The sequence below is a fragment of the Thalassomonas actiniarum genome, assembly GCF_000948975.2.
Classification (GTDB): Bacteria; Pseudomonadota; Gammaproteobacteria; order Enterobacterales; family Alteromonadaceae; genus Thalassomonas; species Thalassomonas actiniarum.
In genome coordinates, this window is sequence record NZ_CP059735.1 from 2,513,834 (window position 1) to 2,540,094 (window position 26,261).

The 26,261-nt window shown below is 47.0% G+C and carries 25 protein-coding genes; 13 read left to right on the top strand and 12 right to left on the bottom strand.

Features of this window, described 5'->3' with window-relative positions:
* Positions 1 to 30: 30 nt before the first annotated feature.
* Positions 31 to 525: a GNAT family N-acetyltransferase gene (locus SG35_RS10950; protein WP_337993196.1), complete on the bottom strand. Its 495-nt coding sequence runs from the start codon at positions 523 to 525 to the stop codon at positions 31 to 33.
* A 401-nt stretch (positions 526 to 926) separates the two neighbouring features.
* On the opposite strand from SG35_RS10950, the gene rssA reads away from it, so the two are divergent.
* Entirely contained in the window at positions 927 to 1,829 is a 903-nt protein-coding gene (rssA, locus tag SG35_RS10955; protein ID WP_044833472.1) for a patatin-like phospholipase RssA, read from the top strand.
* A gap of 90 nt (positions 1,830 to 1,919) precedes the next feature.
* Here rssA and SG35_RS10960 read toward each other — a convergent pair whose 3' ends face one another.
* Positions 1,920 to 2,237, bottom strand: a complete 318-nt coding sequence (locus tag SG35_RS10960) for a hypothetical protein (RefSeq protein WP_236702614.1) — start codon at positions 2,235 to 2,237, stop codon at positions 1,920 to 1,922.
* 198 nt (positions 2,238 to 2,435) lie between these two features.
* Positions 2,436 to 3,365: a GGDEF domain-containing response regulator gene (locus tag SG35_RS10965; RefSeq protein ID WP_044833470.1), complete on the bottom strand. Its 930-nt coding sequence runs from the start codon at positions 3,363 to 3,365 to the stop codon at positions 2,436 to 2,438.
* Between the two features lie 174 nt (positions 3,366 to 3,539).
* Between SG35_RS10965 and SG35_RS10970 the strand changes: the two genes are divergently transcribed.
* Entirely contained in the window at positions 3,540 to 8,918 is a 5,379-nt protein-coding gene (locus SG35_RS10970; protein ID WP_053043107.1) for a response regulator, read from the top strand.
* Between the two features lie 226 nt (positions 8,919 to 9,144).
* Here the strand turns inward: SG35_RS10970 and SG35_RS10975 are convergent, their stop codons facing one another.
* The 4 genes from SG35_RS10975 to sigZ all read right to left on the bottom strand — a co-directional run bounded on the left by SG35_RS10975 (position 9,145) and on the right by sigZ (position 12,734).
* The gene (locus SG35_RS10975; protein WP_044833469.1) at positions 9,145 to 9,528 is read right to left on the bottom strand and encodes a DUF2750 domain-containing protein; all 384 of its coding nucleotides are present in this window, start codon (positions 9,526 to 9,528) and stop codon (positions 9,145 to 9,147) included.
* An 84-nt stretch (positions 9,529 to 9,612) separates the two neighbouring features.
* Complete coding sequence (locus tag SG35_RS10980) at positions 9,613 to 11,220, bottom strand: BamA/TamA family outer membrane protein (RefSeq protein ID WP_044833468.1); 1,608 nt, start codon at positions 11,218 to 11,220, stop codon at positions 9,613 to 9,615.
* A gap of 13 nt (positions 11,221 to 11,233) precedes the next feature.
* On the bottom strand, positions 11,234 to 11,917 hold the full coding sequence (locus SG35_RS10985; protein WP_152646659.1) for a hypothetical protein: 684 nt from the start codon (positions 11,915 to 11,917) through the stop codon (positions 11,234 to 11,236).
* A 274-nt stretch (positions 11,918 to 12,191) separates the two neighbouring features.
* Positions 12,192 to 12,734, bottom strand: a complete 543-nt coding sequence (gene sigZ, locus SG35_RS10990) for an RNA polymerase sigma factor SigZ (RefSeq protein ID WP_044833466.1) — start codon at positions 12,732 to 12,734, stop codon at positions 12,192 to 12,194.
* 257 nt (positions 12,735 to 12,991) lie between these two features.
* On the opposite strand from sigZ, the gene SG35_RS10995 reads away from it, so the two are divergent.
* From SG35_RS10995 to SG35_RS11040, 10 genes are all read left to right on the top strand, one after another.
* Entirely contained in the window at positions 12,992 to 13,450 is a 459-nt protein-coding gene (locus SG35_RS10995; protein WP_044833465.1) for a hemerythrin domain-containing protein, read from the top strand.
* 26 nt (positions 13,451 to 13,476) lie between these two features.
* Complete coding sequence (locus SG35_RS11000) at positions 13,477 to 13,788, top strand: DUF2249 domain-containing protein (protein ID WP_053043106.1); 312 nt, start codon at positions 13,477 to 13,479, stop codon at positions 13,786 to 13,788.
* Positions 13,785 to 15,125, top strand: a complete 1,341-nt coding sequence (locus SG35_RS11005) for a hypothetical protein (protein WP_044833464.1) — start codon at positions 13,785 to 13,787, stop codon at positions 15,123 to 15,125. The genes SG35_RS11000 and SG35_RS11005 overlap by 4 nt, the downstream gene beginning before the upstream one ends.
* A 188-nt stretch (positions 15,126 to 15,313) precedes the next feature.
* Positions 15,314 to 15,571: a helix-turn-helix transcriptional regulator gene (locus SG35_RS11010; RefSeq protein WP_152646658.1), complete on the top strand. Its 258-nt coding sequence runs from the start codon at positions 15,314 to 15,316 to the stop codon at positions 15,569 to 15,571.
* On the top strand, positions 15,568 to 16,272 hold the full coding sequence (locus tag SG35_RS11015; protein ID WP_044833463.1) for a hypothetical protein: 705 nt from the start codon (positions 15,568 to 15,570) through the stop codon (positions 16,270 to 16,272). Before SG35_RS11010 ends, SG35_RS11015 begins: the two co-directional genes overlap by 4 nt.
* 114 nt (positions 16,273 to 16,386) lie before the next feature.
* A complete protein-coding gene (locus SG35_RS11020; protein WP_274055423.1) occupies positions 16,387 to 17,118 on the top strand; it encodes a hypothetical protein in 732 nt (243 codons plus the stop codon).
* Positions 17,119 to 17,352: 234 nt separating this feature from the next.
* A complete protein-coding gene (locus SG35_RS11025; protein ID WP_044831420.1) occupies positions 17,353 to 17,787 on the top strand; it encodes a hypothetical protein in 435 nt (144 codons plus the stop codon).
* A gap of 132 nt (positions 17,788 to 17,919) precedes the next feature.
* On the top strand, positions 17,920 to 18,207 hold the full coding sequence (locus SG35_RS11030) for a hypothetical protein (protein WP_044831421.1): 288 nt from the start codon (positions 17,920 to 17,922) through the stop codon (positions 18,205 to 18,207).
* Between the two features lie 184 nt (positions 18,208 to 18,391).
* Positions 18,392 to 20,017, top strand: coding sequence for a YHYH protein (locus SG35_RS11035; protein ID WP_053042842.1), 1,626 nt, complete (start codon positions 18,392 to 18,394; stop codon positions 20,015 to 20,017).
* An 87-nt stretch (positions 20,018 to 20,104) separates the two neighbouring features.
* Positions 20,105 to 20,734, top strand: coding sequence for a hypothetical protein (locus tag SG35_RS11040; RefSeq protein ID WP_053042843.1), 630 nt, complete (start codon positions 20,105 to 20,107; stop codon positions 20,732 to 20,734).
* Positions 20,735 to 20,773: 39 nt separating this feature from the next.
* Here the strand turns inward: SG35_RS11040 and SG35_RS11045 are convergent, their stop codons facing one another.
* The gene (locus SG35_RS11045; protein WP_044831422.1) at positions 20,774 to 21,841 is read right to left on the bottom strand and encodes a CDP-glycerol--glycerophosphate glycerophosphotransferase; all 1,068 of its coding nucleotides are present in this window, start codon (positions 21,839 to 21,841) and stop codon (positions 20,774 to 20,776) included.
* Positions 21,842 to 22,070: 229 nt separating this feature from the next.
* On the opposite strand from SG35_RS11045, the gene SG35_RS11050 reads away from it, so the two are divergent.
* Positions 22,071 to 22,544 carry a hypothetical protein gene (locus SG35_RS11050; RefSeq protein ID WP_152646510.1) on the top strand — a complete coding sequence of 158 codons (474 nt, stop codon included), beginning with the start codon at positions 22,071 to 22,073 and terminating at the stop codon, positions 22,542 to 22,544.
* A 67-nt stretch (positions 22,545 to 22,611) separates the two neighbouring features.
* Here the strand turns inward: SG35_RS11050 and SG35_RS11055 are convergent, their stop codons facing one another.
* The 4 genes from SG35_RS11055 to SG35_RS11070 form a co-directional block, all read right to left on the bottom strand.
* On the bottom strand, positions 22,612 to 23,646 hold the full coding sequence (locus SG35_RS11055; RefSeq protein WP_044831424.1) for an exonuclease/endonuclease/phosphatase family protein: 1,035 nt from the start codon (positions 23,644 to 23,646) through the stop codon (positions 22,612 to 22,614).
* Positions 23,647 to 23,899: 253 nt separating this feature from the next.
* Positions 23,900 to 24,346, bottom strand: coding sequence for a hypothetical protein (locus tag SG35_RS11060; RefSeq protein ID WP_044831425.1), 447 nt, complete (start codon positions 24,344 to 24,346; stop codon positions 23,900 to 23,902).
* A 326-nt stretch (positions 24,347 to 24,672) separates the two neighbouring features.
* Positions 24,673 to 24,957 (bottom strand): SymE family type I addiction module toxin, encoded by a 285-nt coding sequence (locus SG35_RS11065; RefSeq protein ID WP_044831426.1) that lies wholly within the window; start codon positions 24,955 to 24,957, stop codon positions 24,673 to 24,675.
* A 301-nt stretch (positions 24,958 to 25,258) separates the two neighbouring features.
* Positions 25,259 to 26,230 carry an MBL fold metallo-hydrolase gene (locus SG35_RS11070; protein ID WP_201777760.1) on the bottom strand — a complete coding sequence of 324 codons (972 nt, stop codon included), beginning with the start codon at positions 26,228 to 26,230 and terminating at the stop codon, positions 25,259 to 25,261.
* Between the last annotated feature and the right edge of the window lie 31 nt (positions 26,231 to 26,261).

Sequence of the window (26,261 nt, forward strand, 5' to 3'; positions counted from 1 at the left end):
TTATAACTTTTGTTATATGAAAGCGCATATTCAGTCTGTGCCGACTTGTGTACTGCGCCTTTCCATTAACACGACATCGCGCCAGATCCCTTTTAATTTCCCTAAGTGCTTTCTTACGCCTAAAACTTGAAAGCCATGTTTTTGGTGCAAGTGAATGCTGGCTTTATTTTCCGGAAAAATGGCTGCCTGCAACGTCCAGATATTATGCGCTTCTGACATGGTTACTAACTGTGACATCAGTTGCCGGCCTATGCCCTGTCCCTGAGCACTGTCAGCAATATAAATACTGACTTCTGCAACACCGCTGTAGACGGCTCGGGCCGAAATAGGGGAAAGGGAGGCCCAGCCGAGAATGCTTTCGTCTTTTTCCGCGACTAAGCGGCAAGGCTCCAGCATCGCCTGATGCCATTGCTGCCAGGGTTTTACCTGGGTTTCGAAGGTGGCATTACCGCTATTGATCCCTTGCCGGTATATCTCTTGTACGGCAGGGAAATCGTTTTTAGTAAATTGACGAACCGTTATCATAATACTCCTGAATGATAACAAATGGCTGGGTTGTTAACTTTACCTTGATTTTTTCTTCTCTGCTATCGGGAAATGGTGTGAGTTTGCATTATTTTATCAGTTGGGAGCTTGATTGCTGAGGGGGAAAATTTTCTTCATAACAAAGCGGCACTTTGCCGCTCTGGGAATAAAAGGTTATCAACATCATCTGCTCAAATTTCGTTTTGCCTGTTTATTTAACCATCCCGATAAAACCTTTGATGCCTGGCATCGGCAAGGAACAAAGGCATATTTGCTGGCCAAGCTGTATTTTAAACGACTAAAGACTTGAGATCGCTTTTTAATGATAGGTTTGATTTATTAACAAAATTTAACAATATTAATAGCATAGGGTGTGAAAAAAATAACAGGAGCGTTATGTTATGAAAATAGGCTTGGCGCTGGGCAGCGGCTCTGCGCGTGGATGGGCACATATCGGCGTGATTGAAGCCCTGGACCAGATGGGCATTCGTGTCGATGTGATTGCCGGTTGTTCGGTAGGCTCTTATGTCGGCGCAGTATATGCCAATGATAACCTTGGCAGCTTAAAAACCTGGGTGAAAAGCCTGAGTGAATGGCAAGTGGCCGGTTTAATGGGCGTCGGTTTTAACCGCGGTGGTATCGCCAATGGTGAAAAAGTCTTCAGGCAGCTGCAGGAATTTTCCTTGCCGTCGTTTGAACTGCTGGAAAAGCCCTTTGGTGTGGTGGCCACGGATTTATACAGCGGCAAGGAAGTGTGGTTTACCCATGGCGATGTCATTGAAGCGGTCAGGGCATCTTGTGCTACCCCGGCATTATTTCCCTCGGTGTGGCATCGCGGGCAAAATCGCTGGCTGGTGGACGGTGCCTTGGTCAACCCCGTGCCGGTGTCGTTATGCCGCCATCTGGGGGCGGATTTTATCATCGGGGTTAATTTAAATTCAGATCACCGGCCGCATTTGCGGGAAAGCCATACCCGGGAGCATCAGCACAATCAGGAAAAAACCGATAACTTCTTCGCTAAAAGCAAAACCTTAGTCAATCAGTGGCTCAAACGGGATCCTGAGGAAAAAGTACAACCCCAGTCCCCGAGTATGCTGGGAACCTTCACCGGGGCATTGGAAATTATGCAGGCCAGAGTGACCCGGGCGAAACTGGCGGGGGAGCCGCCGGAAATTTTGATCGAACCCCAGTTGGGGGATTTTGGCATGATGGAATATCACCGTGCACAGGAGTTAATTGATGAAGGCCATGCCAGTGTGGAACGCTTAGCACAACAAATTAAATACCAGTTGGGTTTAGTGTGATTTGAAAGGCGTTTTTAACCGTAAATACTGCTTTTCTCGTTTATTCTGCAAATTTGGCCTGGTGCTTGGCTGATTGTACTGTTATCCCTGTTAGATCTTGTCCGCTTTTTGGTAGTCTGCTAAGCCGGCGTTTGTTAAAGCATCAAGCTCAGTAAATAAGTCCGTATCAAGTGCTTTAAAATTAAAACAGGACTTTCCCTGCATTTTCTTTTTTAATTCAACAGAGATATTTGAGAGTAACTCAGGATTACAATAAACCGGCATCAGGTGATAGGCCACTTTATCTTTAGATTGTTTCACCATGCCAAAGAAAATGGCTTTCTTTTTGGCATCGAGTTTGCCGGTATTGATGTAAAGGTTGCCGGGTTTATCTGTGGTGATTTCCAGCTTTGCGGCATGTTTTTTCATGATGTTTGCTAATGTTGTAAAAACCCTATCCATTGCCACTCCCAAAAGGCATTCATGCTTGAGCATTTAAAATTGAAACACTCAGCTATCAGTCGGTAAATTATCTCTGTTAGCGGATAAGTTAACGCATGATGACCCGGCTCTCAACCCTGATAAAGCGCTAACGCATTTTATTTAGCTTACAGCAGGTGACAAGGGTTATGAGGTTAAGTATTTGCCGCAAATTTGTGCCCGGCCAAGGTTTTTTGCCTGGTATAACTCTTTATCTGCGGTGTTGACAAAGTCGCTGAATACGCCTGTTGCCGGATCGGCGGTGCATATGCCGGCACTAAAGGTGACACAGGACTTCACACTGGACCCTTGGTGTTCTATATTTTTTTCAACGAAAGTCGCCAGTGATTTTTCCATTAGTTGTATCGAGGTTTCCAGATCGGTATCGTAAAGCAGTACTGCAAATTCCTCTCCGCCGTAACGGGCAATAAAGTCAGAATTTCTGACAAAAGAGTCGGTTAAATTGGCGGCCATAATTCTCAGGCATTGATCGCCTGCCGGATGTCCGTAGAGATCATTGTATTGCTTGAAATAATCGATATCGAGTATGGCTAACGACAAGTATTTATGCTCACGCCGGGCCCGGTGCCATTCTTTTTTTAGCTGATCATCAAATGCCCTGCGATTGGGGATTTCCGTTAGGGCGTCGAAACAGGTGAGATGTTCGAGCAATTCGTTTTTTCTGATCAATTGAATTTGAAGTTTTACCCTGGCGCGCAGCACCACATCATTGACGGGTTTATGGATATAGTCGTTACCGCCAAGACTTAAGCCCCGGGCTTCATCATCCGGAGAATCCAGACTGGTCATAAAAATAATACTGATATTGCCATACTTTTCCCGGTTGGTGACCACATGCTGGCATATTTCGAAGCCGTTGCCGTCAGGTAGCTGGATATCGAGCAACATCAGGTCGAACGCAGAGCTACTGAGCAGTTCCAGGGCTCTCTTTCTGGTTTTGGCAATGGCAAGAATATAGTCAGTGCTTAAATACCCGGAAATCATTTGAATATTAGCGGCTTCGTCTTCCACCAGCAATATACGGTATTGCCTGACTAATTGTTTTTTTTCTTTCATTATTTCATGGTGTTACAATAACTGTCGATTAAAGTATAGCAGAAGTAAATTCAGCGCGAATCTCTATTCGCCCATGGTTTGGAAATAAAAGCATAGCGGAGAATATCAGGGGCATTGACTATACTGACTTTAAAATCTTGATATAACATCGGCGGATCAAGCCTGAGGCTGATCGTGAGTGATGCTAAAACCCTCTCTAAATTTATTGTCTGCGTACTTTTGCTTTTTAGCTGTTTTCGCCTGTCGGCACTGGAAAGCTTGCCGTTTGAACCTGAAAATAATTCAACTCCCCCGATAAAAGAGGTGCAATCCGGCGCGAACGGCAATTTTCTTGTGCCGGGGATACAAGCCGGAACCCCGATAAGTTCCGGTGCCTTGGCGCCAACGCTGCCAATGAAAAAGACGAGAGCTGGCGGGCTTGAACTGAGCGAAAAAGAATTAGCCTGGTTAACATCACACCCAGTGATCCGTGTTGGCAACGAAGTCGATTATGCCCCCTATGCTTTTTATCTTAATGGCCAAGCTGTCGGCTATTCTGTTGATTATATTGAAATGTTATTTAAACGCTTGGGGATCCAGGCCGAATATGTCCAGGACAACTTTGCTGGTTTGCTCAACAGGGGGAAACAAAAAGAAATAGATCTGCTCCATACTCTGTTTCGTTACCCGCCGGAACGGGAGCAATTTTTACTTTTTAGCCAGGCTTATAAAGTTTCTGTCAATGTGATTGTGACCCGCCGGGATGAAAGTGAGATCGCAGGGTTAGCTGATCTTGACGGCAGGAAAGTGGCTGCCGTCAAAGGAGATGCCGCCATAAGCATATTAACAAAAGAATTGCCGGAGGTTGCTATTCTTTTAGTTGAAAATAACGAGTCGGCATTAAAGGCCGTTGCTTTAGGCAAGGCAGATGCCACTGTCAATGAACTTGCGGTTGTCAATTATCTGAGTCGTAAATTATTGCTTAATAACCTTCATATTGCCGCAGAGCTGCAGGCACGCCAGGGAACGGCTCATAATTATCATCTGGCGGTGCGTAAGGATTGGCCTGAACTGGCATCGCTGTTAAACAAAGCCATGGCCAGCGTTAAACCGGAGGAGCTGGCTGTTTTGGACAACCGCTGGCTTGCACCTGCGGTCCAAGAGCAGCAAAATGGTGGGGTGACGTCTTTTGGGTCTGATAAAAAATGGCGTCACCTGGTGATGCTTACGGTTGTTTTGTTTCTGGTTATTCTGATCACCTTGTTGCTGTTTCGTTTATTGGATCGTTCTAAAAAAAATCCGCTGGCTTATCCGTTTGCTTCTGCCGGCGGCAAACAAATTGCGGTAATGTTAAATACCTTTTTATTGGCCATCGCTTTGTTTCTGGCCTGGTGGGCGCTGGATAATGTGCGCGGCAAAATTGAGGAGCAGGTACGTGATTCTTTAGAAACCGTAGTTACTACCAGCCAGGAAGCCATGAATATTTGGGCGACAGATCAAATCAACGGATTGCAGGAGCTTGCCGCCAGTCCTGAGCTGCTTTCCTATGTTAGCAACCAGCTCTCTTTTATCCGCCGGGGGAACAGGCAGGCTGCGGTCATGGTTGCTGAAAAATTGCAGCTTTTGTTTACCGGGTTGCAAGCCAAAGGTAATTATACCGGTTTCTTTGTTATCGCAGAAGACGGCACTAATCTTGGGGCGATGCAAGTGTCTGATTTCGGGCAGGTGAACTTGATTTCCCGGCAAAGGCCTGAGCTGTTGCAGCGTGTCTTTCAAGGGGAAGCTTTGCTGGTGCCGCCGATAATATCCGATGTGGTTTCAGCCGGTGTGGCCAATGTTGCCGGCCATGATTATCCGCCGACCATGTTTTTTTTGGCCCCGGTGAAGGACAGTAACGGCAAGGTGATAGCGGCACTGGCCGAGCGTTTTAATCCTCACGGGGAATTTGCCCGGATACACTATCTGGGTAGGATGGGCACCAGTGGTGAAACCTATTCTTTTGACAGCCAAGGGCAGCTGTTATCTAAGAGCCGGTTCGAGGCCAACCTGCTGAAAAACGGGCTGTTGCAGGAAAATACCCAAAGTATTCTTTCTATTGAAATCCGGGATCCCGGCGGCGACCTGATCCAGGGTTTTGAGCCGGTGCTACCGGTTAAGGCGCGCCCGTTGACCCGGATGGCCAAGAGTGCCATTGCCGGTGAAACCGGCTCTGATATTCGCAGTTATCGCGATTATCGTGGTATTAAGGTGATGGGGGCCTGGCTTTGGGATCCTGTGCTGGGGATCGGTATGACCACGGAAATCGATGCCGATGAAGCCATGGAAGCTTATTACACAGCCCGGCTTACTGTGTTTTCTGTACTTGCCGTGATGGTGGTCATTTCTATTGCTTTTACCCTGTTTACTATGGTGCTTGGTAGTCGGGCAAACCGGGCTTTGCAGCTAGCCCATGATAGCTTGGAAGACAGGGTCTTTACCCGTACCCGGGAGCTGGAACAGGCGCTGCAAGAATTGGCTAGCAACGAACAGCGTTTGCAGATAGTTGTAGATAATGTGCCGGCGGCGATTTTTTTTAAAGATGCCTTAGGGCATCACCAACTCGTTAATAATATGTTTGAGCAGGTGGTTGGTTTGCCGCAAAAAGAAGTCTTGGGTAAAACCGACCTGCAGATGTTTTCCAGGGACATTGCCGAGCGGTTGATGAAGGTTGACCGGCAAGTGATGAGCAGCGGCAAAGCAGTGCAATTTGAAGAGCAGGGCTTGCATGAAAGCGTCAGTGCACACGACTTTTTAATCACCAAAGTGCCTATTCTTTCCAGTGAAAATAAAACCTTAGGTTTGGTCGGTGTTGCCCTGGATATCAGTAAAAGAAAACAGGCAGAAAGACAATTAAGGCAGGCGCTGCTTGATCTGAAGGAGCAAAAATTCATCCTGGATCAGCATGCCATTGTTGCCGTAACCGATCTTGACGGCAATATCAGCTATGTGAATGAAAAATTTGTTGAAATAAGCGGTTATACCAGTGATGAGCTGCTGGGAAAAAATCACCGGTTACTTGCTTCCGATCAGCATGACCAGGCCTTTTGGCAGCAAATGTACCGCACGGTGAATGCCGGCGAGGTCTGGCATAATGAAGTCTGTAATCGCGCCAAAGACGGCCATTTATACTGGGTTGAAGCCACTATTGCCACCTTTAGCAGCGATACCGGCAATCCGCGGGCCTATGTTGCCATTCATACCGATATCAGCGAAAGGAAGCGTTACGAGGCTGAGCTGGAGCAGGCCAGGTTGCAGGCGGAAACCGCCAACCGGGCGAAAAGCGATTTTCTGGCCAGTATGAGTCATGAGATCCGCACTCCCATGAACGGGGTGCTCGGCATGCTGGGATTACTGGCTAACAGTCCCCTGACCACAGAGCAGCAACACAGGGTTACGGTGGCAGAAAACAGTGCTAAGGCGCTGTTGTCTTTGATTAATGATATTCTCGATTTTTCTAAAATAGAAGCGGGGAAAATCGAACTGGAAGAGCTGGACTTTGACTTACGTCATCTGCTGGAAGAAATAGCCCTGAGTATGGCGTTTCGCGCCGATGAAAAAAGCCTGGAGCTGTTGCTGGATGTAACCGATATTGATTATTCCATGGTGATAGGGGACCAGAGCCGTTTGCGCCAGATAGTGATTAATTTGCTCAGTAATGCCATCAAGTTTACCCATGAAGGTGAAGTAGTGATCACTGCTTCGCTGGAGCAATCAGGCGGTGAAACTTTAAAATTTATTTGCAGTGTGCGCGATACCGGAGATGGCATTGCTGAGGATGCTATTGCGATCCTGTTCGACTCCTTTACCCAGGCGGATGTCTCCACGACCCGAAAATACGGCGGTACCGGGCTGGGACTGACTATCTGCAAAAGGTTATGTCAGCAGATGTCGGGAGATATCAGGGTGACAAGTGAGCTGGGAAAAGGCAGCTGCTTTACCTTTGATGTTTTACTTAAACCCAGTGCCCGTTCGGTGAAAGTGATGCCAAAGGTCGATATCAGCCGTTTGAATATCTTGATTGTTGATGATAATGCAACCAACCGGGAAATTTATCGTCATCAGCTGGAGCACTGGGGGGCATCTGTGGTTGAAGCACAAAGCGGCGATGCGGCACTGGCCTTGTGCCGGCAACATCAAGAACATTTATTTGATATTGCCCTGATAGATTTGCATATGCCGGAAATGGACGGCAAGTCTCTGGCAAAAGCTATCCGTCAACAATCCCGGTTTGACGGTATGAAAATGATCCTGATGACGTCTATGCCGGAAAGCAATGATCATCAGGCCTTATATGAAATGGGCTTTAGCGGCTTTTTTAGCAAGCCGGTAGCCACCGCCGATTTATTTGATGCCTTGTCTGTGGTTACGGCTGAAGCAGAAATTAGTCCGGAGCATGCCAGGATAGTCACCCGGGCTTACCTGGATACTTTTGGCCGGGATCATTTGTCTGCTCAGCCCTTACCGCTTTGGCCCGCCGATACCCGGATTTTGCTGGTGGAAGATAACCAGGTGAACCAACTGGTGGTTCAGGGACTGTTGCAGGAGTTGTCTCTTGATTGTGATTTTGCCGGTAACGGCTTTGAAGCCATCGCCGGGTTAAGAGAGTCGCCGCAAGATGCTGCCTATACCCTGATTTTTATGGATTGTCAGATGCCAGAGCTCGATGGTTATGAAACCACCCGCCGTATCCGCCGTGGTAAAGCCGGTGAAAGATATCTTAAAGTTCCTGTGATTGCCATGACCGCCAATGCCATGAAAGGTGATCGGGAAAAGTGTCTCAATGCCGGTATGGACGATTACCTGACAAAGCCTTTAGCCAGGGAGGCCATAGTACAGGCGCTTTGTCGCTGGCTGTCGGTGGAAAACAGGGAAGATAACGCCCTCGGGGAACTTCAGGGAGGATTGGCTGTTTCCGGGGCAGAGGTGGTGTGCTCGCGTAAACTGCCGGAGAAAATCTTATTGCATTTGCCTCCCGGCCTTAACGCCGTTGATTTTAACCATAAGCGGCCTGAGGCTGTAGAAAGCCCCGAAATTTATCTCAAAGCCTTATCCCTTTATGTCCGCCAGGGGCAAGAGGTACTGGAGCAACTGGCCGGGGATGCCGCCCGGGCGCCCGTGGAGGGGATTGAAAAAATCATCCATGCGGTAAAAGGCACCAGTGGTAATTTAGGTATGTATCTTGTCTATGAACAAGCCCTCGCCCTTGAGCAGATGATTGTTGAAAGCGGCAGTCTTGAGCTGGCAGCATTTGAGCAATTTTGTCATTTACTCCAGCAATCCCTTGGTGATGCCCGGAAAATACTCCAGCTCAATGAAGTGGAAAAGGGGAATATTCAGGTGCGCGATTATCAAGAGGTCAAACAACTATTGATCGACTTGTTAACTAAAAGTGAGCTGATTCCAGAATCCCTGTTGCTTGAATTCAGGGCCGGCGCCGGCCAGCATCTTAATGCTGAAATGCTGACTTTAATCACGGATGCCCTGGATAATTTTGATTATGAAGAAGCTTTAACACTTTTGATGAAGCAGAGTTAAGGTGATGGTTTATTATTTTTTGCTTGATGAAACAAATGAGCTATCAATACCTTATTGGCTTGTTGCCGCGGACAAATGCCGGGACGGGCTGTGGTTACACCGGCGGGCTGATACCGTAAAAGGCCGGATGTGATACTTATATCTTTACTTGACGTCAAAAATAACCGGCGCATCTTACCCTGGGGACGAAAAGGAGTGCACCGGTTTGTTTGGCGGGATAACGGTGTTAAGCCAAATCTTCTATCGCGGCGATGGCCTGACTAAAGTCCGCCAGCTCCAGCTCCAGGCAATCTCCTTCAACAGGCCAGTTAACCCCGATAATAATGCCGTCTTCATTGAGATCTTCAATCCAGAATTCCAGCCAGTCGGATACGCTGATTTGTGCCGGCTGATAATCCTGCCATTCGTCAATGCAATGTTGCCCGGCAAGTTGCTCGCTTGACCATACCGGCATAACATCTGTTTCTTCAAAGTTGACCGAGGCCAGGACAACCCAGTCCTCACTGTCTTTATCCTGTAATGCCCACAGTACCTGTTCTGGTTTTACTGCGCTAAGAAATTCGGCCAGTACCGGATGCTCTGTTGCATTTTCCTGCTTGTTGTCGCTCATAATCTGCTCATATCAATTGAAATTAGGGGCAATTATACGGACAAAGTGGCCAATAGTCAGTGTTAACGGCTGCATTGCCTGAAATCAGAATGCCCGTTTGCTTTCCAGGCGAATTTCCCAACCGTCGATATCCGGATTATCGGTCAGCGGATAGGCTAAATCGACATGTATTACCTGGCCATCCCGTCGGGCATGAGGGGTAAAAAGCCTCAGCCCCAGGCCGACAGATTGCAGCCAGCCCGGTTCTATGTTTTCCCGCGGTGTGCTGCCGCTGGTTTTACCGCTGTCGAGAAATAACGCCGCTCCCATATCAAACAGCCGGTAAAGGTTGATCCCGGGGTAATACCTGAGTTCGCCGGTAAATAAAATGCTGTTTTTGCCGTGCTGATATTGCAGCGGATAACCCCGAAGCCCCTTACCGCCGCCTAAGGCGACAGGCAGATCTAAATACTGGTTATGGCTGAATTTGGAGATGTTTTTAAAATACAGTGTCCAGCGCCCTGATAATACATGAAAAAGCTCGGCGGAGACTTGGGTTAATAACCGGGTATTGCTGCCATGGTGGCCTTCATGCCTGGCGGATAACAGTAAATGGGAATCTTTAAACAATTTATAGCCTTTATGTATTTCGGCCTGCCATAAAATATCGGCGCTATTTTGCTTATCTGTGGTGCTGACACCTACGCTGGATTTTAGCTGCCAGCCCAGGTTGACATCTTCGTGCTGGCTGATCAGCTGCAGGTTTCTCAGTGTCCGGTAGTCATTCTCGATATATTCAAGCCCCAGCCAGGGATATAAAAAATACCTGTCTCGGGGTAATTCATTGTCCGGGATATGCTTGGCCGGGTCTTCTCGTTGGCTGAAGCTGTGCTTATCCTGCGTGATGCCCAGCTCGTATCTGAGGGAATAGCCCGGTGTCTGTTTTTTTAGCCAGCCGAAACTGGCGGTCTTATAACGGATGTCATGACGAAAAACCGTGTCGTTTTCACCGTTTTGGTAAATGGTATCTTCCCTTTCTTCATCATTGAAACCAAGTGTAAAGGCATTACTACTGCTGAGGCTGACAAAAGGTTTAGATAAAAAAAGGGATAGCTGCTTGCCGTCATCATTGTCTGATATCCGGTAACTGGCCTGGCTGTGATTGTGTAAAAACAGCGGCACATGGCCGTCAAATTTAAAGCCGCTGCGCTGTGAGTTGGAAAAAGACTTGATCTCGGCGTCAATGCCTAACCCCAGCAGATTCCTGTCTTTAAGCCCTATGGCAAAGCGGTTTTCACCGCCTTTACGGGCTAGGTCGAGAGAGGGCAATAATGACCAGTTATCCCAGACTTCAATCCTCACCCGGTTGCCAGCTTTATCCATGGAAACTTTGGCCTTATGGAGGTATTTTTTATCCCGCAAGTGCCGCTCCAGCTGGTCCAGGTCATCTGGTAAAAAACGGCATTTTTGTGTGAAAAACGCCGACTCGTTTTTTAAGGTGATTTCTTTGGTTTTGATATGTAAATAGTTTGCCCAGCGATGGAAAAAGTAGGTTTGCGGCTGGTTCTCATCGAAGATTGGGTGACTGATAAAAGTAAATTCAGGTCTGGGGCAGGGGGCCGTACCTGTGTTGGCCCAAAGGGGGGAACTTACTAGCTGCAAGAGTAAAAAATTTAAGCAATATAAATAATAACCAATTCTGGCCGGAAACATTCGGGCCTCACCATTACTCTCTCTGCTTAACGGAAATATGAATCTTCACATCCCCCCACAGCAGGCAGGAACCTAAGTGGAAAATCGACATCAACACAGCATAGTTCCATTCCAGGATATTTTCCCGCTCAAAGCTGCTATTGCCGCTGTAGGAAAGGAACAGGCTGATCAGGCCCAAGGCTAAAATACAGATCACTACCCCTATCTGGTAGCGTATCACGGCGATATAGAGGGGGGAAAAATTCTGCTGCTTTGTTAATTTAAACAGCTCATTTACCATGATCATTTGTGCAAAGGGGGTGAGGGTGAAAAAAAAGATGATGCCGTATTGGCGCATATACCGGTAGATACGGCCGTCGGTGCCCAAAAAATCCGCATAGAGGATCAGAAATAAGGAGGCTATGATGCCTAAGCTGCACATAATAGTTGCCGGCCTTAAGGCTTTTCCGGCCAGTTGGTTTAACCATTGCCGGGCAATGACCCAGTACCCGGCTAAAAATACCGCCTGGACTATCATGCAGGCGCGAAAAACAAAAATGGCATTGCCACGCCGCGCCGCCCGGCTGATGGAAGTGCAACCGTCAAGATAAGGAATACAGCTTGGTACTAACTCGGCGGTGGCACTCATGACATAAACCAGGTTCATCACGATAAGGGGTAAAAACGTGACGACAATAGCGAGTGTTTTTGGCTGCATATCTGCAAACATAATCAGGGGAACGCTGACCTGATTATAGGTAATAACCCGTGGTCAGGTATTGAAAATTCACCGTTTGACCGGACTTTTAGCCGTTGATATTGAGGTTATACAAACAGATGGAGGAAAAGGTGGGTACATAAACTCACCTTTTTCCTAAGTCGGTAACGTTTTGGCCTAAGCCCGGTTAAGTATGCCCGGACAAATCTTAAAACGGATGATTTTCAGCATTATGCTCTCTTTTGCTTCATCTCATAACAAAGACGAAGTCAATTTAACATTTTTTGCATTGAGTATTTTTGGGGGTGAAATCAGAGATATTACCTTGAGCATCAAGGGATAATTCACAACAGTCGCTAAAACGTTTGTGCAGTTGCTCCCGGGCTTTTTGTACCCTGGATTTCAGGGTCGAGTATTTCAGTTGATTTTGCTCGGCATAGGTCTTTTGCGACAGACCGTTGATCTCGATTTGCGTTAACAGTTCGGCGTCTTTTGCGGTTAGCGACTGGATAAAAGGGGTTAGACACCTGGCCAATTGTGTGTGTACGCCGGGCTGCTCTTGCCGGTACCAGAGTTCATCGTCACCCAGTTTTTGGTCTCTGCCTTTTTGCCGGTAAAAATCTATAATTGTTCGCCGGGCGATTTGAAACAGCCAGGCATTAATGCTGGTGTTATCTTTAATGGTCTTCAAGTTCAGGTATGACTTGATCAGTATCTCCTGTAACAAGTCATCGACATCGGCCGGGTTGTTGATGTTAGCATGAAGAAATGCTTTGAGGTGGTTTTTATATGCTTTCCATATTTGTTCGATATTCATAATGCCATACCCCGACAAGTGCTCTGTCAAATGTCATATTTTATTATTAACTACTTGGATAGTAAAAACCGATATCATGTCATAACTTGCTTTTTCGCCAAAGTAGGCGTTTCTTATTTCAGGTCAATATCCCTAACTTTTTTCCCCTTTACACTTGCCTCATTAAGGTAAAAGTTAAGGTAATAGCGAAAGTGATCGCCAAGGCAATAGCCGGGCCACCAGCGCTAAGATTAAATTAAGTAAAGGAGTAAACCTCTATGAGTTCAATTCCAGATTATATGACCTGCCAGCACCGTCACTGCGATGATGTTTTTTCTGCTGCCGAATCAGCCGTTGCCATCGGCAACTGGCCGTTGGCACAGGAAGAATGGCAAATCTTTACCCGGGAACTGGAGGCGCATCTTGAAGCGGAAGAAACTATTTTATTTCCCCGCTTTGAACAGGCGACCGGCATTACCCAGGGCCCTACTATGGTGATGCGCGGCGAACATGAGCAAATGCGCGCCCTGGTACAGCAGTTAAACCAGGCACTGGCAGCTGCCGATCAGGAAGTTTATCTGGGCTTGTCGGAAACCTTAATGGTGCTGATGCAGCAACATAATATGAAAGAAGAAATGATGTTGTATCCCATGAGCCAGCAGCATATCAGCGATGGTGATAAAACATTAAATGATCTTAAGGAATATTGCGAACAAAGCGAAGCCGAGGCGGTTTAGGGGCAGGAATAATTTGAGTGTAAGACATGGATGAAATTTATCTTGATGTCAGTGAATTGGCTCCGCCGGATCCCATGAGCAAAATTCTCATGGCTCTGGCTGAGCTGCAAGCTGGCCAGTATCTTAGGGTCGCGCACAGCCGTGAGCCGGTACCGCTTTATGAAAAGCTGCAGCCTGCAGGCTGGGGATATTCGTGCCAGGTTAATAGCCCTGATGCTGCTAATCAGGGGGCCGAGAACCCAAACACAGCTATCCGTTATTTTATTTATATCTACCGTTTAGCCGAGCAAGACCGGCTGTTGGATTACTTGTTGGCAACGGATAAAGCACGGCTATGAAACTCAGCGGTTTATCTTTTTCCGTGATGCCGCCGTTAACTGTTCCATTTCGTTATTTTATTAGCGCGGCGTTGATGGTAATTTTATTGGCGGGCTTTATTTTTTTCGCCGGACCGGATCCCTGGCTTAGCCGCTGGCATCCGGCCATGCTGACCATCACCCACGGTTTTACCTTAGGTTTTATTACTACGGTGATGATGGGGGCATTATTGCAGCTACTGCCTGTGGTTGGTGGGGTCGGTATTCCCAAGGTGCGCTTATTAGGCGGTGCCTGTCATGTGCTGCATGTCTGCGGCAGCGTGATTTTGATGTTAGCTTTTGTCTGGTCCCAGCCGCAGCAGTTGCTTTTGATGCAAACGGCGCTGGCACTTTTGCTTACGGGATTTTGCTTATATCTGGTGGCGGTAACCTGGGTGTTAGCGCAAAAGCTGAGCCAGGGAGCGACGATAAATGCCATCCGTCTGGCGGTATTGGCTTTAGCCGTTACCGTGATCTTGGGGGGCTTGCTGCTTAGCCGCAATTTAGGCATCGAGTTTATTCCCGGGCATAAGGTTTATACCAATTTACACGTGTTTGCCGGGCTGGCGGGATGGGTAGCCATGTTGATCATCGGGGTCAGTTTTCAGGTGATCCCCATGTTCCATGTCGCACCAGATTTTCCCAAATGGTTGAGTCGATCGTTTCCCTTGCTGATTTTAACTCTCTTGTTTTGGTTATTTTGGCGGGGATTAAACAGCCCTAACATCGGTGAAAGTAGCGGAGTGCTGAGTGAACCTGTACTGCTGTTATTATTGCTTAACTGTTTATTTGCCGCTGTATTATTGCGGGTGATAGCCCGGCGCAAACGTAAAGTACCTGATAATACCCTGGATTATTGGCGCTTATCGGCAGTTAGTTTATTTGTGATCACCGCCGTTTTCCTGATGCCAGAAGATGCTCTGCCGGAACTGTTTAACAGCAAAAAACACATGTGGCTGATGGCAGCGTATCTTTATTTTTATGTGCTCTCGGTGATCCAGGGATTGCTGTTAAAGATCTTACCCTTTTTAAGTTATAACCATTTGCAGCAACAATGTTTAATGAATTTTCAGGCGATGCAGTATTTGCCGAACATGCATGAACTGTTGCCGAAAAAGTATGGCCGCCTGCTTTTTATCAGCCATATACTCAGTGGTTTGAGTTTGCTGGTGACTGTGCTTTATCCTGCCTTTTATTGGCTGTTCGCCTTGTTACTCCTGATTGAATTTTGCGGTTTATTTTATTTAATGCTCAAAACCCTGGTTTTATATTTGGGCTGTAAAAGTAAAATGGCAGAATTGGAGCTGGCCAACGGCTAATCAAGACAATGAAGCCATTACTTTTTATGGGGGCTCGTCTTTTTGAGGTTATCCTCAAGTTGTTGTTATAGCAAAGAGCGCAGGTTAACGCTAAGTACAGGCGCTTGAATATAGCGCTTGACTTAGGCATAAAAAATAACCATGATCCCCAAAATAAAGGGATGAGTTGTAGAGGTATGATTTTTAATATGGCAAATTTTTCAGGAGCGCATTTAAAAAGTCTGCGCAAAGAGGCGGGTTTAACACAAAAAGAATTGGCGTCGAGAATCGGCCTCAGTCGTGAAACCGTTGTTGCCATTGAAAATGAATATGTCGGCTCTATCGACAAGCTCAGTATCGAAGTTGTCAACTCTTGGTGGGCAGTGTGTCGCCGCACTGTTTCTGCAAAAACCAAGGAATCTTTTAAAAGCCAGATCTTAAGGTTCTTCAACATCCAAAATTCATGATACTGAATTTATATCTGCGCAAGTTATTTACCCCGATACTGGTTATTACTTTTGCGCTAATAGGCGTATATACCTTTGGTTATGCCGAATATTTTGATCGTTGGTTTTTACTTGGCTTGGTAATGTTTTTCCTGGTAAAAGTAAAGACCCGTGATGTGAATATGGCCGGGCTTATTGCCATTATCATTTTTGAACGTTCGGTTGAAGAAATCGGTTTCTTCATCGAAAATCATTTTGATTCAAAAGTGATTATTTATTTGTGCGCAGCAGCACTCATGTATAAGTTAAAATACGATCAAGTGGTTAAAAAGCTTTGCATTCCTTTGTTGATGTCAATAATTTTAGCTGAATGTTATTGGTATTTTATAGGCTATCAACCGCCGCGGATTCATGCGTATGTTCTGATGCTTCTGGTTAATATAATTACCAGACATTTATTATTTATGCGGGTGCCTCTTACCGATAAAATGGTCAAAGGAGGGAAGTTTTTACCTCTGGATCTAAAACTTTATGATTTATCAAAGTGGGGTATTTGGATAATAGCTGTGATGATATCGGAATATTTGATCCGACATTTGACTCCTTTAAACCCTTTATATTTTTACCAAGTATATTCAATGTTAATGCACTCCATAGCTGTATTAACTCTTTTCTATTTCACCGAAGATTATTTGCGTTCTCGTTTTATTTTAGACGCCTAATACCTGAATAACTTTTGCTCAGTCTGGCATGTCTTTGCCTTGTTATTTTGAATCCTGATAATAGTTGATGTGGACCCTGAGCCACTTCTTATCACTATTAACAGAGACAAAATAATGAACTTATTTAAATTAGCAACTTTATTTTTATGTTTAACCTTTCCAGTAACAACTTTAGCTGCCGGAGGGAAGAAGGTACCGCCGGTTGAAGTTCTCTTAGCTGCCGGTGGAAAGAAGGTACCGCCGGTTGAAGTTCTCTTAGCTGCCGGAGGGAAGAAGGTACCGCCGGTTGAAGTTCTCTTAGTTGCCGGTGGAAAGAAGGTACCGCCGGTTGAAGTTCTCTTAGCTGCCGGTGGAAAGAAGGTACCGCCGGTTGAAGTTCTCTTAGCTGCCGGTGGAAAGAAGGTACCGCCGGTTGAAGTTCTCTTAGCTGCCGGTGGAAAGAAGGTACCGCCGGTTGAAGTTCTCTTAGCTGCCGGTGGAAAGAAGGTACCGCCGGTTGAAGTTCTCTTAGCTGCCGGTGGAAAGAAGGTACCGCCGGTTGAAGTTCTCTTAGCTGCCGGAGGGAAGAAGGTACCGCCGGTTGAAGTTCTCTTAGCTGCCGGTGGAAAGAAGGTACCGCCGGTTGAAGTTCTCTTAGCTGCCGGTGGGAAGAAGGTACCGCCGGTTGAAGTTCTCTTAGCTGCCGGAGGGAAGAAGGTACCGCCGGTTGAAGTTCTCTTAGCTGCCGGAGGGAAGAAGGTACCACCGGTTGAAATGATTACTGGTATTTATTACGTAATTAGTTCTGAATTAACAGGAGTGAAAAAGGGCCATGAAAAATCGTCTTTTTACTTACTCTTAGGTTAAGTAAAAACACTTTAAAAACATAGAAAAACAAAATGTGCAGCACATTCCACTTTGTATAATGTATAGTACTCCACTATCAGCGAGGATGCTGGAGTACTATCAACAGGTTTGTTTGATAATGAGTCGTAAGTTACTCACAACATCTTCAACCAACTCTGGCATTACTTATTTAGTGCGGCTTTCAGAGCTCTGTTACAGCTAAGTTAGTACCTATGTGATTAAAAGGATGTAGTCGTGACACCTGCAAAAATAACTGAATTTTTCACCTTACTTAAGATGGTCGGTTTTGTCGACAATACCGAATATCAAGCCCGGGGTGATGCCAGTGTCTCATATTCTTTTGGCCGTTTAATGTATAAAAACGGTGCGCCTGCCACTTCACAGGGCACGGGTTATCAAAAACGTTTTCTAATCGATTATTTACCTGAATGGTGTGTGGCCTACGCAGAAAACGGTCAGTTTAAACTTTCGGTGTTTTCACAAAAATGGGGGGACGACGGTATACCCGTGACGCATGAAAATGTCATGCCTTTCATTACCGCTGCGCAGTTGCTGATGTATGTACAGGAATTGCAAAAAATCTCTCATACCAAGGCGCTTATGGCGATGAAAAAAGCCCAGCAGGAAGAGCCAACCATTCACTCCCCGGTCAAACAGCAATATTATTAATCATCCATATACGTTGGTTGATATTTTCTTGTGTTTTATATCGATGAGCCTCCAATAGTCCCGGTAGTAGTAGGTTTCTATAACTAAGCAGACTACAATTACACTAGGTAAACGAGGCTAAAGGTGATCGCTATGTCTCATATTTATGGTCTGGAAAAAACACACATGGCGGTGTTTAACTTGGTAGGGCCGGGCTCGATGAAAAGCCGGCTGGAAAATGCCGTGAATAGCCACTTGCTGCATATCTGTGTTGAAGCCGATATTCCAAAAGAATTGTCTGATGACTACCGGAATATTGTTGAGACGCTTTGGCCGCGAGGTAGGCGTTCTATCATAGCTAAACTCTCAGAAGTCGAAGCTGAACATTACGCTCAGAAGATAGTGGTTTTGCATGAAAAAATGGCGCATATCGTTCACTAACCAGGGAGGTTTGCGGTAAATATACAATCCCGGCAATTAGCCACTCAATTGCAGGTTTGCCGGTAATAATCTGTTGCAGCCGAGCTAACCACCAGATTCACATTAATACATAAAGTTTGCACATTCGCTGCACATTCCCTAGGCATACTTTTTTCATCTTAACCAAGATAGATGGAAGATAAGTGTGATAAATAAAAAAACAACTTCGTTGACCGGCTTGATCCGGCAAAGTGTGTGTCCGCTGGTGATGGTAAGCGTATTAACGGCTTGCGGCAGTTCATCCAGTGATGATGCCAGCAGTGACAGTGCAACTGAAACTAACACCTCAACCCCGACAACCACGAATACGACACCGGTGGCAAATGCCGGTAGCGACCAAAGTGTTGTCACCGGTGAAACCATAAACCTCAATGCCAGCGGCAGTTCAGATGCCGACGGTGACAGCCTGACCTATAGCTGGTCTGTCAGCACTATGCCTGTGGGCAGCAATATCAGTTTAAGCAATGCCAGCAGTGAAAATGCCAGTTTTATTGCCGATGTTGACGGCGATTATGTGATTGCCTTAGTGGTCAATGACGGCAGTGAAGACAGTAGTGTCGATAGCGTCACCATTACCAGTGCCGCACAAAGCACAGACAACACAGAGCCGGTGAGCAGCAATGATGTCTGGGTTGTCAATGAAAGCGGTGAAGCTGCGGCTGTGCTTACCACCAATGGCGCCGATATTTTAGTGAATGTCGGTAGTGTTAGCACCACCACGGTAGATGACAAAGATTACACTTATATCCAAACCAGCGGTATACCGGCCTACCAGGTCACCATGACCCAGGATATGGTAGACAGCCTTAATAACCGGCCAGATGCCGGTCAGGCCTTTATCAGCGGAGCCACCAGTGCCAGTGCTGGCGATGTGATTGAATTCGGCCAGGATATCGGTTACGACGGCAATGAAGCCGGATGTACTACCGGGGCAGGTTACGGCTACTGGCCGCCGGGGCCGGTTTGTCCTGAGGATATCAATGCCGAAGTTTATCTGCCAAAAGAGCCTGAGCCTGCAGTGGAAAACTGTGAAACCGGCATGTCGACCCAGGGGCTTTGGGTAAACGGTGCTGCGGTCTTTACCTGGAGTGACGGGCAAAGTTATAACAACCAGGGCGTGTGGCAGTCATTGGCGCCGATCCAGGAAGTTTATGATGTCGATATCTGTGGCGGTCATGCCGCCAACGGTACCTATCACCAGCACCAGTACTCCAGCTGTCTGGCTGATTTAGTCGGCGATACCGGCAATGGTCATTCGCCTGTCTATGGTTATGCTGCCGACGGTTATCCCATTTACGGCCCCTGGCAGGCTAATGGCGTACTGGCAAAAAGCAGTTGGGTTGCGCGGGATTATGAGAATGCCGACTCCATTACCGGTTGCGGTGTTGCCGGTGAGCGTAGTTGTCAGTTGGTGGACAGTTTAGATCCCAGTGCGGGCACCACCGCGGTTACCACCGGGCCGACTACAAGCGACCTTGTGCCTAACCTGACCGGCTTAGTAGAATTTACTGCGGTGTCCGGTTTCTACTTTGAAGATTATTACTGGGATTCAAGCCTCAGTGGTGATGAAGTATTAGATCAGCACAACGGACATAGCGATGAAACCCGTGGCTATCATTATCATGTTACCCTCACCCAGGACAGTGAAGGCAAGCAGACTCCCAGCTTCCCGTTTATCTTCGGACCTGAGTATTATGGTGAACTGGCAGATAACTCGGTTGCCGCCTGTGGCTTTCTCGGTGGCGGCCCGGGTGGTCCACCGCCACGCTAAGAGACAGGTAATTATCTAAGGTATCAATCCGGCTATCTCTGCTAACGGATAGCCGGCTTTTCAATTTTTTAAACGAAAGGTATTCATATGAAAAGCTATGTATGGCTGTTTGCCCTGATAAGCTCTGTTGCCCTGGCTGCACAAGAAGGTACACAATTAGCTGCGCAAGAGGCTGCACAAGAAGCGGTAAAGGCAGCATCACAGCCAGGTCAGAAAATGGCTCAGGGCATGCAGCATAAAATGCCTATGGCCGGTGCTATGGCTCAGACCATGTCCCAGACAATGGCAGGGCATGAAGGCATGATGGATCACAGCCATGAACCGGTGGCAATCCCCGCCAATTTGCCTGTGCCTAAACTGGAGGTCGCCTTATATAAAGATGAAAAATCCGGTTTTAACTTACATCTTCAATTGGCAGACTTTGAACTGGAAGCACCTGAATTTGCATCCGAAAAACCGTTAAGTTATGTACAGGGGCATGCGCATTTGTTTATCAACGGTCAAAAAATTCAGCGTGTTTACGGGCAATACCTGCATTTGCCCGCCACTTTATTCAAACAAGGTATTAACCAGGTGATGGTGACCTTAAATAATCATGATCATAAGATCTGGAGCCGGGATAAAAAGCAAGTAGTGGCCTCTGTGTTTATCGATGCCGGTAAAGAGCAATTTATCAAGCACAGTTTCAGCTCATCACCTTTGCTTGCCAGCCGTTAAGTTTATACCGAAGCAAAAGGTTCCCGGTGAAGGGGCTGGCTACCAGAATTTATAATAACCGTATTTATGACGCACTTTTAAGCGGCGAAACAAATTCAGGGGTTTGCGTTTTAAATGTTTCATGCCGCTGTCAACCAAAGCGTCGGTAGCATCTATCACCCGGTGACTGGATTTACCGTCCATATAAGGGTGAATAAGGTTGATATAATCTTCTATCGCCGACATTAGCGCTGCGGGCTTAGTGAGTGCCTGCTCAATCGCTTGCTCAATGTCATCGGCGTCTGTGATGTTGACCAGGTGCGGACCGGGTACGCGGTTTTTAAAGGTGACCGCGGGTTTATGCTGTAACAAAAACTCGGAAATAATTGAGGAAGTATCCGATAACATTAAATCCGCTTCCTGTAATAGCGGAATAATGTCGTCGGTCTCGACAAAATGTAAATTGTCGCTTTGAAGTGATTTGTACTTGCTGACAATTTCCGGGTCCATTTTCGGATGGAAGGTGATCAGCCAGTTCCAGTCCTGGCGTTTTGACATGCGCTTTACCTGCTCAAACAAGTGGTAGGCGGCGCTTAATGCCGGGGTGAAGGTGGAGGTCATCAGGATCACCGGCTTCTTACTCTGGGGTGTCTCTGCGCCACTTTGAGCGGGAAAAAAAGGTTTAGCGTTAAAAGGCTCAAATAAGGGATCCATTTTACTCCAGCCGGTTTCTACCACTTCAAAGTTCTGATGCTCTTTGGCCAGCTCTTTAAACGGCTCTGTGGTAGATGGCCCCTGGGTGCAATAGAGATCAAAAAAACCTCTTAAGCGGAAGTGGCCTTTATTTTCATCGCGCTTTTGCGCATTAAAACCGTGGAACAGCTGTACCTTAATACCCGGGAAAAAATCCGGCACGGTATTGCTGGCGACAAATACCGCACTTGGGTTGTAATCCATCACTTCCTGCACCGTGGCCAGCTGTTTTTCATCTTCGTTAAGGTAAGCGGCATATTGTTTCTGGTTCAGGAACCAGGCCACTTCATCTCCCCGTTCGCGGATAGCTTTTTGCAGGGGACGAACAATAGATAAAGAGTAAAGCTGGGAGACAAAAAAGAGATATCGTTTCATATAAGTCCTGGTGCTGAAATATCCTGGTGATTCCGCGGTTTAAGCCCTAGTCCCGGGCCTTGTATGGTGCGCTGTATTTTGCCGGCGATTTTATCACTTACACCCTTTTTTGGGAATGAGCCTGGCAAATACTTTTGGCGAAAATCCGGGATATTTTTCTTTTCTGTTCAGCTTAGGTTCAGGTTCAGTCTTTATACTTAAAGTACAATCCGCGACACCAGGGTTTAATATGAAAAAATCAGCGACCTGGTTACTGGTACCGGCAATTTTGCTGGCCACCGGTTGTGCATCCCACCATGGCGGCCATCACCGCTCCGGGCATCACGGTTATCCTCCTGTTTCGGGTCATGTCTCGGTTCATACCGGCTATCATAGTAATGGCGGTGCTATTTTAGGAGCGTTAATTGTTGGCGGTCTCATAGGCCATGTGATCACTGAAGCAGCCCATGAACATGAGCATGAACATGCGGCCGAAGCGGCTAAAAAAAGCAGGAAAAGTAAACCGACCGCCGCTCAGACACCTGACAGAGGTAGCAAAGAGCAAAGTGAAACCTCGACGACAACCGAAGCTAAAGCCGAAAAAAATAGCGAACAAAACAAGTATTATCAGTTGGGCAAAGATGACAATTGCTATTTAATGGAGAAAAAAGGCGAGCAAGTACTCATTATTGCAAAAGTCCCTCGGTACCCTTGTAGCGAATAATAACAATCAGGACTGTTAAATGCCTGTTGGTTCAACCATCAGGCATTATTTTCTTTATTTGCTAATTCTATAGCTCATTTTTTACCCAAGTAAAGCGCGCCCTTAAAGGTTCATGATCGCTTAAGCCGGTAAAGTTGGTTAATTCCCCATATTCTGTCAGGGTGAGGCGATAGGGGTTATCCTCGCGGTTAATATAACCGAGCTGATCTGTGCTGGAGCTAAAATGGCCGTCGCAATTGCTGATGGCTTTGTCGCTGCCGGTGATCATATCCTGACAGCCCAGGGTCATGCCGGTGGTTGCCAGGAAGGTTTGCCAGATCTCCTGCTGCTCGTCGGCATGGGGATAATTCGACCATTTATTGTTAAAGTCACCGCCGAGGATCACCGTGGCATGGCTGGAATAATTATTGATAAAGTCTGCCAGCTGCTCAAACTGTTTGCGGCGGGCTTTGACATCGTCATCGTCCCGTCCGGCATCCATATGGGTATTGTAGATATGTACGGAAAAATTTTCGGTGATTTCATGCACCGCCACGGTAAAGCCTTTTTCCGTTAAACAATCGGGGTTGCTGTCGGTTAAGTCGCCATGACAGTTGTCAAATATTTCCAATTCGTGAGTAGCCAGGGTGTAATCATCGTCATCGCGATTTGCCATGTTAAAAGGAAAGTCGGACAAACGTATCAGACCATCACCGTATGAGGTCATGCTGCCACGCCAGTTTTTGGAACGGTAGGGGTAGCTGTTGATACTGAGACGGCTTTCGTCGCGTAAATAACCATGTTTGGTTTTACTGAACATCTCCTGCATCAGCACAATGTTGAAATTGGCACTGTCGAGCTCACTCAGCAGATTTTTAAAATCGGTATTGCTGTTGCCGCCGATACACTTGGGGAAGCCGTCGATATTGTACACCACAACATCAAAGCTGCCGCTGTTGGCGTCAACGGGGGCGCTGCCTGTTTGATAATCCAGACCGCGGCTGTCTTTGGTACCAGTGGGAGTAAACTCATAACCGCTGATGCTGCAGGCGGCATAACTGAGCTGACTGCTGCAAAGCAGGGCGGCGGATAAAGCGAGTTTCAGGGGAAGTCTCTTGGTCATTGCATCCATTTCCTTGTGGTTATTATTTTTTCCCGGGCAAGTGCCCGAAAATCAATCTATCCATGTTCGTTTTTTGAGTCAATTGTTTACCTGTGTGGTTAACAAATAATAACAGGTGGTCCAGTTGCAGGGAGCTGCACGGGAGTATAGGGCAGATTTTAATGGCGCGGTGAATGTACTGCGGTCAAAAGAAAGACACTAAAACCTGCGCAGGGAAGCCGGGGCGAATATCTGCTTGCTTGGCATTTATAGGCTAATTGATGTTCAGGATAAAAGTGCGTACCGCCAAACCGACAGGACCCTGGCTGAGAAATAATACGGTAAAGCCTGCCAGGGAAATAATGGCAGCCGCCATTTGCCCCATGCCGGCGCCTATTGCGCCGCCGACGAAAGCGCCGATAACCCAGGCAAAGTCTTCGCTGGAGTTCTCTAAAGTAATGTAGGCGCCAAGTAAGACACCGAGAATAGCACCGGCTTCGGTACAGGTTTTCTTAATTTCCCCTTCGGGATCGGTATAGAGGTGATAAGCCAGCTGTAAAATAAACAGGCTTATCACGCCGCCGATCACGGCGCCTATAACAGGATCAATGTTAAGCCAGGTAGCATAGTCGGTGCCGACGACACCGCCGCCACTTGCCACGAAAAAGTAAGCCAAAGGATGGGCGCCGGTAGTTTTTGTTGGTTGTGCGTTAGTGTTCACAATATACCTCCGCTTAACGTGATTGGTTAGGATTAAAGCTTGTTGTTACAGCATCGCCGGTGACGGCACTGCTCATTACGGAGCAGCCGAAACCGGTAGTTGCTTCATTTATAACTGTGCTCTGGGCAAGGCAAATATCTCACCGATGCAGCAGGATAATTACAGGTGGAGCTCACCGATAACCGGGCATGAAAAGAGGGGGTTTCAGGTGAGGAGCATAATGCTTCTATCTGGTTGTAAGGTATTGTTACCGGGGCGAGTAAAGCTGCTGTACCTGCTTCAGGCGCAGCAGCTTAGTTTTTGCCTTTCAATAAAAGGCGACAGCGTTAGTCTTTGGTGGCCGGGATTAAACAAAACTCTTTAGGTGTAAGGTTAATATCTCCCTGGTTGACGGCAACCGTGATTTTTTGCCCGATGGCAAAACCCGCCTGCCTGAGCCACTTGCCCCTGAGCACAATGCAGGGCTCAAGGTTAACCGGCACATAGTTAATGCCTATGCCGCGGCTCTTTGCTGGCGACTCGCAGCTGGTTTCCAGTACGGTAAGTTGCCGATAAATGGGATATTTTACTTTTGCCGAGGCAAGCTCTGGCGTATGATGACATTCAGCCATGGCGTACTCCTGTGAAGTTCGTTGTGGTTAGCGACCTCTGGGTGTGTCTGCACTCAGGGGTTGCGAGTTGTTATGTGTTAACAGCAGTTCTAATGGTTGGTGTTAACACCGTTAATGAAAGAGAAATATTGAAGTGGGCGCGCTCCTTTTGTGGGTGGATCGCACTATAAATAGAGACTATTTTACTGGGGAAATCAACGGGGAAATGGTCTTTTTTTTGGGGATATACATTTATCCTCTGGAACTGAGAAAAGCCTATAGGGATAAAATACCCGGGAGTTTTTTCCCGGGCGGTTAGAGGCTAGTGAGTGTTAAGCTCCTGATAGGCGGCGGGGACATTTAAGGCTGGGTGTACCCAGTCAAACAGGGCATAACCGCGGTAGTTATCCATTTTTACTTTCTGGACAACTTGCTCCTGGTTCAGGCCTTTGTTAACTGCTTGGGTGACTTGCTGCTTAATTTCTGCCAGATAATCAATATTCCACTTTATCGCACTTTTATCCACGACATGGCTGTGGCCAGGTATTACCTTGGTATCTTGTGGCAGCGCCTGATACAGAGAGGTTAAGGTGGTTAAGGTATCGCTTAAGTGGCCATCCAGCAGCCAGGGCAGGCCGGGTTTTTGGGCCACTATGGCGTTACCGGTCCAGACAACATGTTCTTTCGGCAAATAGACAAACAAATCGCCGCCGGTTTGGGCAAAGCCGAAATCTTTGATTTGCACTTCTTTATTGCCTAAGTCTATGGTCAGGGCGCCTTGTTCCTCTATTAAGATATCCGCGGTTGTCGGGGTAACCTGCTCCATGCCGCGGTTTTTGCCGAAGGTGTTGATCATAAAGTTTACGTCTTTGGCAAAATGCTGTTGGATATAGGCCTGGGTATTTTTATGCTGGATCAAGGTCACGGAATCGTCCAGCAGGTAATTGCCGTAGGAGTGGTCGCCGTGAAAGCTGGTATTGACGGCGTAAAGTATCGGCTTGTCGGTGACGGTTTTTACCAGGGCCATTAATTGTTGGTGTAACCTTTTATTGATCATGGTCTCTACCAGCATCACGCCTTTGTCACCGACGATCACACCGGCGCTGGTGGCAAGCGGCAGGCCCTTGGGAGCAAAATCGTGGGCCCTGTCGTCATAAACGGTATAAACGCCGTTATCGATCTTTTCTATGGCGAGGTTTACGGTATTGGCGTCCCAGACGGGATCGGCGGCATGTGCCTGCAGGCTGAATAATCCGGCCAGGGCCGGGATAATAAGTTGACGAAATATCATCATAAATTCTCCGTGTAATATACAGGGTTAAATG

Coding starts and splice junctions, on each gene's coding strand:
- SG35_RS10950 (WP_337993196.1), bottom strand. CDS start 525: ATGATAACGGTTCGTCAATTTACTAAAAACGATTTCCCTGCCGTACAA.
- rssA (WP_044833472.1), top strand. CDS start 927: ATGAAAATAGGCTTGGCGCTGGGCAGCGGCTCTGCGCGTGGATGGGCA.
- SG35_RS10960 (WP_236702614.1), bottom strand. CDS start 2,237: ATGAAAAAACATGCCGCAAAGCTGGAAATCACCACAGATAAACCCGGC.
- SG35_RS10965 (WP_044833470.1), bottom strand. CDS start 3,365: ATGAAAGAAAAAAAACAATTAGTCAGGCAATACCGTATATTGCTGGTG.
- SG35_RS10975 (WP_044833469.1), bottom strand. CDS start 9,528: ATGAGCGACAACAAGCAGGAAAATGCAACAGAGCATCCGGTACTGGCC.
- SG35_RS10980 (WP_044833468.1), bottom strand. CDS start 11,220: ATGTTTCCGGCCAGAATTGGTTATTATTTATATTGCTTAAATTTTTTA.
- SG35_RS10985 (WP_152646659.1), bottom strand. CDS start 11,917: ATGCAGCCAAAAACACTCGCTATTGTCGTCACGTTTTTACCCCTTATC.
- sigZ (WP_044833466.1), bottom strand. CDS start 12,734: ATGAATATCGAACAAATATGGAAAGCATATAAAAACCACCTCAAAGCA.
- SG35_RS10995 (WP_044833465.1), top strand. CDS start 12,992: ATGAGTTCAATTCCAGATTATATGACCTGCCAGCACCGTCACTGCGAT.
- SG35_RS11000 (WP_053043106.1), top strand. CDS start 13,477: ATGGATGAAATTTATCTTGATGTCAGTGAATTGGCTCCGCCGGATCCC.
- SG35_RS11005 (WP_044833464.1), top strand. CDS start 13,785: ATGAAACTCAGCGGTTTATCTTTTTCCGTGATGCCGCCGTTAACTGTT.
- SG35_RS11010 (WP_152646658.1), top strand. CDS start 15,314: ATGGCAAATTTTTCAGGAGCGCATTTAAAAAGTCTGCGCAAAGAGGCG.
- SG35_RS11015 (WP_044833463.1), top strand. CDS start 15,568: ATGATACTGAATTTATATCTGCGCAAGTTATTTACCCCGATACTGGTT.
- SG35_RS11020 (WP_274055423.1), top strand. CDS start 16,387: ATGAACTTATTTAAATTAGCAACTTTATTTTTATGTTTAACCTTTCCA.
- SG35_RS11030 (WP_044831421.1), top strand. CDS start 17,920: ATGTCTCATATTTATGGTCTGGAAAAAACACACATGGCGGTGTTTAAC.
- SG35_RS11040 (WP_053042843.1), top strand. CDS start 20,105: ATGAAAAGCTATGTATGGCTGTTTGCCCTGATAAGCTCTGTTGCCCTG.
- SG35_RS11045 (WP_044831422.1), bottom strand. CDS start 21,841: ATGAAACGATATCTCTTTTTTGTCTCCCAGCTTTACTCTTTATCTATT.
- SG35_RS11050 (WP_152646510.1), top strand. CDS start 22,071: ATGAAAAAATCAGCGACCTGGTTACTGGTACCGGCAATTTTGCTGGCC.
- SG35_RS11055 (WP_044831424.1), bottom strand. CDS start 23,646: ATGACCAAGAGACTTCCCCTGAAACTCGCTTTATCCGCCGCCCTGCTT.
- SG35_RS11065 (WP_044831426.1), bottom strand. CDS start 24,957: ATGGCTGAATGTCATCATACGCCAGAGCTTGCCTCGGCAAAAGTAAAA.
- SG35_RS11070 (WP_201777760.1), bottom strand. CDS start 26,230: ATGATGATATTTCGTCAACTTATTATCCCGGCCCTGGCCGGATTATTC.